This window comes from Mesorhizobium sp. M2A.F.Ca.ET.042.01.1.1 (genome assembly GCF_003997405.1).
GTDB lineage: Bacteria > Pseudomonadota > Alphaproteobacteria > Rhizobiales > Rhizobiaceae > Mesorhizobium.
In genome coordinates this window covers 1-10,543 of sequence record NZ_RZRX01000225.1, presented here as the reverse complement: position 1 = coordinate 10,543, position 10,543 = coordinate 1, and the positions used below count along the sequence as shown (strand labels likewise).

6 protein-coding genes and 1 pseudogene are annotated in these 10,543 nt (G+C 62.6%); 5 read left to right on the top strand and 2 right to left on the bottom strand.

Annotated elements, in window-relative coordinates; all coding sequences use genetic code 11:
• From EOA23_RS35810 to EOA23_RS36980, 5 genes and pseudogenes are all read left to right on the top strand, one after another.
• Positions 1-683 (top strand): annotated as a pseudogene (locus EOA23_RS35810) (hypothetical protein); the annotation flags it as partial.
• Between the two features lie 243 nt (positions 684-926).
• Positions 927-3,179, top strand: coding sequence for a peptidase domain-containing ABC transporter (locus EOA23_RS26560; protein WP_245474355.1), 2,253 nt, complete (start codon positions 927-929; stop codon positions 3,177-3,179).
• A gap of 12 nt (positions 3,180-3,191) precedes the next feature.
• Complete coding sequence (locus EOA23_RS26555) at positions 3,192-4,598, top strand: HlyD family type I secretion periplasmic adaptor subunit (protein ID WP_127306333.1); 1,407 nt, start codon at positions 3,192-3,194, stop codon at positions 4,596-4,598.
• A 1-nt stretch (position 4,599) separates the two neighbouring features.
• Positions 4,600-6,354 carry an SEL1-like repeat protein gene (locus EOA23_RS26550; RefSeq protein ID WP_127306332.1) on the top strand — a complete coding sequence of 585 codons (1,755 nt, stop codon included), beginning with the start codon at positions 4,600-4,602 and terminating at the stop codon, positions 6,352-6,354.
• 981 nt (positions 6,355-7,335) lie between these two features.
• Complete coding sequence (locus tag EOA23_RS36980; RefSeq protein WP_281058766.1) at positions 7,336-7,461, top strand: hypothetical protein; 126 nt, start codon at positions 7,336-7,338, stop codon at positions 7,459-7,461.
• A gap of 567 nt (positions 7,462-8,028) precedes the next feature.
• Here the strand turns inward: EOA23_RS36980 and EOA23_RS26540 are convergent.
• Together EOA23_RS26540 and EOA23_RS26535 are read right to left on the bottom strand one after the other, a co-directional pair.
• Positions 8,029-8,577, bottom strand: coding sequence for a J domain-containing protein (locus EOA23_RS26540; protein ID WP_127306331.1), 549 nt, complete (start codon positions 8,575-8,577; stop codon positions 8,029-8,031).
• A gap of 494 nt (positions 8,578-9,071) precedes the next feature.
• Positions 9,072-10,543 (bottom strand): winged helix-turn-helix domain-containing protein (locus EOA23_RS26535; protein ID WP_189341714.1); only part of this gene is annotated, 1,472 nt, incomplete at its 5' end.

The window sequence follows — 10,543 nt, the reverse complement described above, 5'->3', positions numbered from 1 at the left end:
CGGGTGCGACTGGAGCAACGGGCGCGACCGGAGCGACTGGTTCGACCGGAGCAACTGGCGCGACCGGAGCCACAGGCGCTACCGGAGCCACAGGCACGACCGGAGCCACGGGTTCGACCGGAGCCACAGGCGCGACCGGTTCGACAGGTGCTACCGGCTCGACCGGGGCAACCGGATCGACTGGAGCGTCTGGCCCAACCGGAGCAACCGGTCCTGGCGGTGAGACCGGTGATCATGGTGGTGGTCCGCAGGGCAACAACGGCCACGGCAACGGGGAACAGGACGCGCCAGGCAATTCCGGCGACCACAATAATGGCGACAACAGCGAGCACCAGGGACAGGGCAACTCTGCCGGTGGCCAGGGCAACGGAAACGGCCCGCACGCCACGGTCACGGCCAGCACGCTGGGGCTGACGGACACCAAGCAGTTCCTGCAATCCGGCTCGGACGGCAGTGGCGGCTCCGGTTCGTTCAAGGACCTCGTCAGCCAGGCAGTCGGTTCGGCGACGACCGATCTCTTGAACGTTCTCAACACCGTCAAGGGCTTTGGCCAGAACCAGAATAAGCCGTCCGGCGCGACGTCCGATCTGATTTCGGACAAGGGCAAGCAGGGTGCCGGCTACGGCAACACCGACGACACGCTGAACAAGGCTTTGAAGGATATTCTGAAGCCGAATGGCTGAGTGTTGGTCGAAAACAATGCATGCGGACCCTGCGAAAACGCCGGGCCCGCATGCGCACGTCCAGGACAGGGGCCAGGGGCTCGTCCTCCAAGCCTGTTCAGGCTATGATGGAACTTGCCGGAAGCTCTGGCCGAGGCGGTGTGCCGGGAGCGTCCTCGAACCCTCGCTTGTGGGTCGCAGGGGGAGTGCATGGTGAGCGTGCCTCGAAACACCGAAGCTCAGCCAGTCCCGATCCACGCGGACGTGGAGGCGAATACGGACGGCAAAGGTAGGATTGAGAGCGCGGCGGAGCGGATCCCCGGCGGGCCGGCCGCCTTCGACGGCATCGGGCCCCGCCTCAAGGCAATGCTGCAGGTCGCCCGCTATCATGGCGTCGAGCTCGACCCGAACGAGTTCAGGGCGACAAGCGCGGCCTCGGTTCCACACGCCTCCGATCTCTCCCAGTGGGCGCAGAACGCCGGAATGTGGTCGCGCGCGCTCCGCATCCGCTGGTCGCATCTTTTGCGCTTTGAGCACACTGGTCCGATCGTCCTGCTGTTCGATGATGGCGGAGCCGGTCTCCTCGTCGGAGCGAGCGCCGAGCAAAATGTCGTTCTGCTCAGAGGCGTTGATGCGCTCGATGACGCTGACGCCGTGCCCATCGACGAGCTCCGCCTGCTGCAGGTATGGTCGGGCGAGGCGATCCTGTTGCGGGCGGAGCGCTCCTATGTTGCGGCGGACGCGCCATTCACCTTCGCCTGGCTGATCGATCTGGTGCGGCTCGAGAGCCGGCCGCTGCGCGACATCGGCATCGCCTCGTTCACGCTGAGCATTCTCACCATTCTGCCGCCCCTTATCGTCATGACCGTGGTCAACAAGGTGCTGCAGTTCAGCAGTGTCTCGACCCTGGTCCTCCTGTCCATGGTTATCGCTGTCGTCTTCGCCTACGAGACGCTGCTCGGCCACGCCCGGCGACTGATCATCAACGTCGTCGGCGCCCGCCTGGACACCAAGCTCAATCTGCACGTCTTCGGCAGGCTGCTGCGTCTGCCTCTCGACTATTTCGAGCGTCACCCGGCGGGTGAGACGATGTACCACCTCGCGCAGATCTATCGCATCCGCGAGTTCCTGACCGGAAAGCTGCTCAGCACGTTCCTGGACCTGATCACGCTATGCGTCCTGATCCCGGTGATATTCTACATCAACGCGACGCTCGCCTGGATGGTGCTCGCCTGCGCCGTCGTGATCATGGCGATCATTTTCGCCTTCCTTGCGCCGTTGCGCCGACGCTACCAGAGCGTGGTCGACGCCGAGACCTGGAAGGCAGCCGCGCTCGGCGAAACCGTCGTCGGCATCAAGACCGTCAAGGCGCTCGGTCTCGAGCCGCAGCGCAAGGCGCTATGGGACGAACGCGTGGCCGACGCCGGTAAGGCGCGTCTCGCCTTCGGGCAACTGGCCAACTGGCCGCAGACCCTGGTCACGCCGATCGAACGTGTCATGGTCCTCGGCACTATGCTGATCGGCGCCTATCTCGCGATGAGCGATGGGTCGGGCTATATGGTCGGCAGCCTGTTCGCCTTCATGATGATCGCGCAGCGCGTCGCCCAGCCGCTGGTCGGCTTGGCGCGGCTGGTCGAGGACTATGAGGAGGTCGGCGCGGCAATCGGCGAAACCGCTTCGGTCCTCAACCGACCCTTGGAAAGCAGTTCCAATTCCGCCGGTTTGCGGCCAAAGCTGGTCGGCGAGATCAAATTCAACGATCTGACCTTCAGCTATATCGGCACCAAAACACCAGCGCTCGACCGTGTCAGCTTCGACGTTCCGGCCGGCACGATGTTCGGCATTGTCGGCCGCAGCGGCTCGGGCAAATCAACGATTGCCCGGCTGTTGCAGGGGATCAATCGCGACTATATCGGGTTCCTCAAGCTCGATGGGGTCGACCTCAAGGAAATCAATCTTCGTCACCTTCGCCAGGGACTGGGCGTCGTCCTCCAGGACAATTTTCTGTTCCGCGGCTCGATCCGGGACAACATCATCGCCGGCCGTCCCGGCCTGACGCTGTCCGACGCCATGCGTGCCGCTCAACTGGCGGGCGCCGCCGAGTTCATCGAGCGCATGCCGAACGGCTACGACACCTATATCGAGGAGGGCTCACCCAACCTCTCGGGCGGCCAGAAGCAGCGGCTGGCAATCGCCCGCGCGCTGATCCATGATCCGACCATCCTGATCCTCGACGAGGCGACGAGCGCGCTTGATCCGGAGAGCGAGGCTGTGGTCAGCGCTAATCTCATGCGAATCGCCAGCGGGCGCACGATGATCATCGTTTCCCACCGGCTCGCCTCGCTGACCGAATGTGACCAGATCCTGGTCATGGACCAGGGCAAGGTGCTCGATGTTGCGCCGCATGCGACACTGCTCGAACGATGTGCGCTCTACCGCCAGCTTTGGCTGCAGCAAAACCGACATCTTGACGGTCGGCACGGCCGCTTGGCGGCCGTTCCGCCCCGGCTTGCTTAGGTTGGGCCGGCCATGAGCAGCACAACCTATTCAACCCTTCCTGCCCGCCGGCGCCGGCGAGAGGCAGGCGATCCGACGGCGCCTGCCATCCTCGAATTCCAGTGGCCGTCGACGGCGGTGGTCAACGCGCCCATTCCGTTGGTCGCGCGCAGCATTGTCTGGATCATCTCAAGCATGGTCGTCGCCCTGATCACGCTTGCCGCGCTGATCCCTGTCGACCAGGTCGTCACGACACGGGGGCTGGTGGTCTCGCAATCGCCCAACATCATCGTTCAGCCCTTGGAGACTGCGATCGTCCGCTCGATCGAGGTGCGCGAGGGCCAGCGTGTGAAGGCGGGCCAATTGCTGGCGCGCCTCGACGCCACCTTCGCCTCGGCGGACCTCGCTGCGCTAGCCACCCAGGTGACCACGCTCGAAGCCGAAGTGGCGCGCCTGAGGGCGGAAGCCGACGGCAAGCCGTTCAGCTACGATGGACTGGACCCAAGCTGGACATTGCAGGCCTCGATCTTCGATCGGCGCAAGGCGGTCTACGATGCCAAGCTGGAAAGCTTCGACCGGCAGCGTGACGAGTTGAGTTCCGTCATCTCGCGCTCCCAGTCCGATGCCGACGGCTATCGGCAGCGGCTCGCCGTCGCGGCGTCGATCGAGAAGATGCGCCAGCAGCTCGAAGAAAGACAGGTGGGAAGCCGTCTCAACACGCTTCTCGCCGAGGACAATTCGGCGGAGATGTCACGATCGCTCGCTAACGCCGTGCAGACGACGGAGGCCGCCAAGCGCCAGCAGGCAGCAGTTGGTGCAGAGCGTGACGGCTACATTCAAAGCTGGCGTGCCGACGTCTCGCAGAGCTTGTTGGAAGCCAACTCGCGCATGTCGGACGCCCGCGAGCTTTTCAACAAGGCGAAGCTGCGCAAGCAGCTGGTGGAGTTGAAGAGCGAGGCCGACGCAACGGTCCAATCGGTGGCCAAGGTTTCCGTCGGCGCGGTTCTGCAGTCCGGCGAGCGCTTGATCACACTGGTCCCCGCCGATGCGGTGCTTGAAGTCGAGACCAACATCGTCGGCCGCAACAGCGGCTTCGTCCATGTCGGCGATCCCGTGGCCATCAAATTCGATACCTTCCCCTATTCGCAATATGGCATGGCCCGCGGCACTGTTCGCACTGTCAGCCCGGATTCCTTCTCGGCCAGGGAGCAGGCGCGCGATCCAAACAGCTCGCTGGCCATGCTTCCAGCGGATACCGATCAGTTCTATCGAACGCAGATTTCCATCGACGACGTCGCCCTCCACAGCCTGCCCGCCGGTTTCGCGATCACCCCGGGCATGCCTGTCACGGCCGATGTCAGGGTCGGCCGGCGTACAGTGCTGAAATACATGCTTGGCGCCATGCTGCCGATTGGACAGGAAGCGATGCGGGAGCCCTAGGATGCCTATCCTCGACCGCCTGACTGGACGCTTCCGTCCCGCGCTGGCGCTTCGCCGGGCGATCCAGCTTTCCGACAGCGGCAGGCTTGCGGAGGCATTTGCGCTGATGGCTATCGCGGCAGGCGCCGGCATTGTGGAGGCACAATATCGGGTCGGCCGTTGCTACTTGGAGGGCATCGGCGTCCCGCCGAGCCACTCGGAAGGGGCGCGTTGGCTGCGGCGAGCGGCCAATCGCGGCAGTCCCGATGCGCAGGCGCTGCTTGCCGCGCTGTTCATAGCAGGGCTTGTAGGCAAGGAATCAGGTTCCGAAGGCTTGTTCGAACGGGATTCCTCGCGAGAGCCAGACTTCACGGCAGCGCTCGAACTTGCGCGGAAGGCCTCTGAGGCGGGCTCTGCAACAGGGCAGGCACTAATTGGCTACATACTGAGCAAAGGGCCCAAGGCGATGCGCGATCTCGATGCAGCGCATGGCTGGTACGAGAAGTCCGCGGCGGCCGGCTGCCCTGAAGGATGCCTCGGCTTTGCCCTTTCCTTGGCCCGGCTGCGGCAACCGGAGCAGCGAGCCAGGATTGCCGCCGAGGTCCGGCGCGCCGCGAATGCCGGCCTGCCGACGGCGCTCTATCTGCTTGCCATCCTCAGCGAGCACGGAGTGGGCGTGCCCGTCGATCTGGAAGCGGCTCAGAGACTCTATCGAGAGGCCGCAGAGAAGGGGCACGCATCCGCTCAATTCCGGCTCGCGCTAGCCCTGATCGAGGGTAGCCTGGTGGATCAGGATGCCGCCGCTGGGGAAGCCTGGATGCGCCGCGCCGCGCTGGCGGGAAATGTCGATGCCGCTTATCGCGTCGGCGAACTCTATGCCGGCAACCCCCAGCGGGACTATGCCGAGGCCGCGACGTGGTACCGGCGGGCCGCGGATGCGGGCCACCAACCGGCCGCCCGGGCCTTGGCATCGCTCTATCTGTCGGGCAATGGCGTGGCTAAGGACGCCGAGGAAGGTGCACGCTTGCTGCGTGCCGCCGCCGCCAGCGGCAATCGCGAATCCCAGGTTGATCTCGCAAACCTGGTTCTTGACGGTGGGGGCGAACCAGATGACGAAATCAGCGTAGCTGGATGGTTCGGGGCAAGTGCGTCATCGGGCGACCTGGTCGCTGCGTTCAATCTCGGTCTCTGCTTCGCCAACGGCGTTGGTGTGCGCAAGGATCAAGAGCGCGCAGCGCATTGGATAGCCCGCGCGGCCGAGGGCGTGGCCGAGGCGCAATACATGTATGCCCGCATGCTCCAGGATGGTCGGGGCATGGCGGCCGACCAGAGGGAGGCCCGCCTCTGGTTTGAGCGGGCGGCCAGGGCAGGCATCGTCGATGCGCAGGTGGCTCTTGCCGAAATGCTCTACAACGGCCGCGGCGGAGAACGCTCTTTGATAGCCGCAGCACATCTCTTCAAGCAAGCCGCCGCCGCAGGCCATGCCGGGGCGATGTTCGCGATCGGCGCATTGTATGAGACCGGGCAGGGCGTGTCGCTCGACTACAGAGCGGCGCAGAAGTGGTTTGCAGCCGCCGCCGAACGGGGCCACGGACATGCCCAACTCATGCTTGGCCGCTATCTCTCCAGGGGCATTGCCGGCGATCAGGACCCGGCTGCTGCTCGCATTTGGCTCGAACGGGCTGCTGCACGCGGTGTCGAGGAAGCCTCTGATGAGCTCGCGGAGACAGAACGGCGACATACGTCGCGACCTTTGGCTCCCGAATTAGGTGCCTAGACTAACCGGCCGACACGGGAGACAGCTGTAAATAGCCAGAAGGCGCCACTGACGATGTCTTTGCACACGGCGTTCCGGCAGAAGTAGACCATGCTGCTAGAATTCGCGTGCGGTGTTGACCGCTCGCCGGTCGGAAGATCGGCTTCTGTCAGGGTTCTAGCTAATGAAAGCAGAGCATCCCTGACGGCCGCAAAGCGGCCGCTAGATAATTCTCCATTTCACGATCGACTGGGGTCCCTGGATGCTTTTCGAACTTTCTGTCACGCATCTCCAGCGGAATTGGGGCATCTCGTGAGCCAAGTGTCCCAACACGAAGTGCATGGGTCCGCTCCGGAGCTAACGACCGGATCGCGTTTCCGATCTGCAGTGCTCCCTTGCTATGTCGGACCAAAAGCTCGGATGGCGCCTCCGGATAGGTGACACATCCGGCGAACCTGAGCCTCGCTAAGAAGGCGGATCCACACTTGAAGGCCACGCAGGGCCGGCATTGGGATCTGCTGAAAATCATTTATTGTCACGAGTGCCGCAGCGCCGGCCGCGACGATCGGAACCTGCAGTTCCAAACGATGCTGTGACGCGCCGGAGCAGCGGAATGGCTGGACGCCTTGCCCTTAGGCCAAGGGCCTCCTCCGTCGCCGCTGGTACATCCGCAGTCGGCGACGGAGGTCGGAAGCGGCCCGGCACGCTGACGGGGTAGGCCAGTGAGCGCCGGGCCTAACCGGGGGACTTCGGCTCGCGCAAATATACGCCTCTGCCCAAATAGGAGGCACATATCCATAAGGACGACGAGGGAGTAGCCACAGCCTGTCTCATCTCGGGACCGAATTGCTGGCATCAATTTTGCAACAGCCGAATTGCTGGCAAGGGGGATACTCTCGCATGCGATTGTCTACTCAGCCTGGGCGGAAGCCAGGATCACCGAAATGCATATACTCAGCGCCACTTCAGATCGACGATGTTCAGATCGATGAGAACGGCGATGTGACCGTCTCGATTGTTGCTGACGACATCTACTCGAAGCAATCAAAACAGCGCTATCAGATCACACTGACCGAAGCCGAAATCGGCCTTCTCTTCCGCGGCGCCGAATGGCGCTTGCGAGCCTGACGCTTGCCGATAAGCCGCCGCTCGTGCATGACCCAAAGGGCATGCTCGAACAAACCAGCGGCCCGACAGTTCCGCGTTGGGGTGCGTTGGTTGAACCGCCGGGCCTTAGCCGAGGCGGTAAGGGAGCTTCGGCCGCTGCAGAGGTCACATTAGCGAGGCTGCATAAAGATAGCGGATGGTTACATTCCACCGGTTTCGCTACTCGCTGGGGGCATTGGCTCTCCAGCGGCGCCAATTTCTGTTGCCGGCATAGTGCCTACTAGTTCCGCCTTCGGAGCGGACCAATGAGGGGCCGCCTTCAGCCGCAAAGACAATTCCCCCCACCACTAATGCATTTCGAATAGCCGCGGCAGTGCGGGGTGTCGGTTCCTGAGCCCGGTTTCAAATTCGTTGATAACCATTTCGCCAAGATTGGCCTTGGCAGCGAGCCGCACTCGCAACCAATTCAACAGAGCTCTGGCGGCTCTTGCTTGTTCTGGTGTGAGGTCTCGGCTGTCCATAGGATTTGAACATTCAGGACCACTAAAATGTTCCGATGCAGACCAGACCACCTTTCCCGCATGGGGGTTAGCGAGCCGCGTTCTCGAGCAGCCTTGCCGTGATCGGCCTCCTATCCTGCTGTTCCGAATAGGCCCGATCAATCCCCTGCACGGTGATGGCGAATGTCCCGTTCTCAGTCCTGCCAATGAAACCCTTCGCCTTAAGATACCAAAGGTGAAATTCCAGGTGCTCGCGGGGGCAGCCCGATAAGCGCTCGAGTTCTTCGTCGCCAATGCCTGGATTATTGACGTCTTGCCGACGCTTTGCGCAGAGCAGCGCGAGCACTCTTGTCTGGACGATCGTGTCCTTCTCGACGACCCGGGGATCACTCGCTTCTTGAGCCAACTCATTGCTGTGGCCTAGGTATTCGCCGTAGAGGATGTCGTACTGCGCGCGGGTGACAGGATCTCTAAGCGTGTTGTGCGCCTCTACAAGATCGCTGAAGCGCCGTTGATCGCCAGTTTCTGGGTTGTCGGGATGGTATCGTTTGGCGAAGTAGCGGAATATTCGTTCGATAGTATCAGACGTCGCTCTCGGGCTGATTTCCAACAGCTCGTAATAGTCAACAAATGTCATCGTGGCGCTTCCCCAAGCCACCACCCCCACGGATCAAGAATCGCGCAAGTTGACGGCACAAGCAAGTTGGGGTGCGATGCATTCCACCGAATAGGTTAACCGGCGACCGCTGAAACTCGCCGGGCGAGGCCCGCAACAACGCCTCAAGCCCGACGAGCTGCCGACCCTGGGAGGGATGGCAACATCTGCGGTGGAATGCCGATGCCAGCATTTCCGTCCTACAACGATCAGCTTGCCGATAAGGCGCCGCTTATGCATTATGCGCGCATTCGCAGATGAGGCGCGAGATGCTGGCGCGGACAGGTGACCTTCCTTGCGACATCCACCGAATAGCTCGAGCCTGCGGCGTCACCCTTCACGTGGGCTGATAGGATGGATAAGGTAAAGCATCGAGTTCCGCGCATCCCTCCCTGTCGGAACATCAGCACAAATGCGCGCTATAGCAGTCTTGCACGCGATTAAGGCTGGGCCGGCAGCTCCTCGAAACGCCCATATCATTCGAGGCCGGCGGTCCGCAGCCCCTCGATATAGGCGGCGCGATCCTGTTCCCGGACCATCGGGTAATATTTGTCTACCCATTGGACCGACAGCTTTCGATGGAGTCGCTTCGCTTCTGAAAGGGCATGTGCCGCCTCGTTGAGATTCCCTGCTATTGCTGCTGCGGCGGCCAGCGTACGCCACGCAGCGCCAAAATGTGGCCGAAGCTGCACAGCTCGATGCTCGAAATTCGCTGCGTCGACGTATCGTTGGGCAACGAAGTGACACATCCCGGTCACGGTCAAAACTCCCGGCTGCTGCGTGGAATCGCGCGGGCTAAGCCGCTCGGCGATCGCGAGATGGTGCAGGCCCTCCTGTGGCATTCCTCCAAAGCCGTAAGCGGCGCCCAGAATGACATGTGCGATAGCCAGGTTTGGATTGAGCGTGATCGCATCGGTTAGCGCGGTGACGGCCGCCTGCGTTCGGCGTGCCATCATGTGCACGTAACCGGCGGCGAAATGCGTCCAAGGATCATCGGCATCATGCGCAATGGCTCGCTGAGCCATCTCATTCGCCTTCGGAAGAACCTCGGCCGGCTCCGCCAATCCGAGCAGCACCCGGGAAGCCATCGTCCAGGCGAACAGGCTATTGGCACGCGGGTAGTCCGGGTCGGCGTCTACGGCCCTGCGTAGCAGTTGCTCGGCGACCGCGAGCTCGCTTTCCGAGCTCCAGCTCCATATGTGAGGCATCGCCTTCATTACGAAGCCCCAGGCGTCCAGGCTGGCGGGAGGCCGGCTGATGTAACGCTGATGCTCTGCCGCATAGAGTTTAGGTTCGACGGCACCGATGACGCTATCGGCGATCTGATCCTGTAGCGTGAAGAAATCAGCCAGCTGGACGTCGTACCGCTCTGTCCATACTTGGCGCCCAGTGGAGGTGTCACTCGCCTCGGCGCTGATCCTGAGCCGCTGACCCGAGCGGCGGACACTGCCGCTCAGCACGTAGCGGACTCCAAGTTCACGCCCGACTTGTTTCACGTCGAGGGCCTTGTTCCTGTAGCTGAAAGACGAGTTGCGGGCGCAGACGAAAAGCCACCGCAGCCGCGCCAGCCGCATGATGATATCTTCCGCCAGACCGTCGGCGAAATATTGCTGCTCGGCATCGTCGCTCAGGTTGGCGAAAGGGAGCACGGCGATCGAGGGCTCAGGCTCCGCAGAATTTCGGGTGGCTGCTGCCTCGTCGAGCCTCTCGATCGACCCGGTAAAACGGTAACCAACCCGCGGAACGGTTGCGATCCACTCTTTTGAGTCTGCCATGGAGCCGAGAAGGCGCCGCAGGGACGCGATCTGGACCGAAAGATTGCTTTCCTCGACTGCGGTCCCCGGCCAGGCGGCGTTCAGCAGTTCGGATTTGGTCAGGACCTCACCAGCGTTCCTTGCCATCGCCGACAGGAGCAGCAGCCCCCGGTAGCTGATCGCGACAGGCAGAC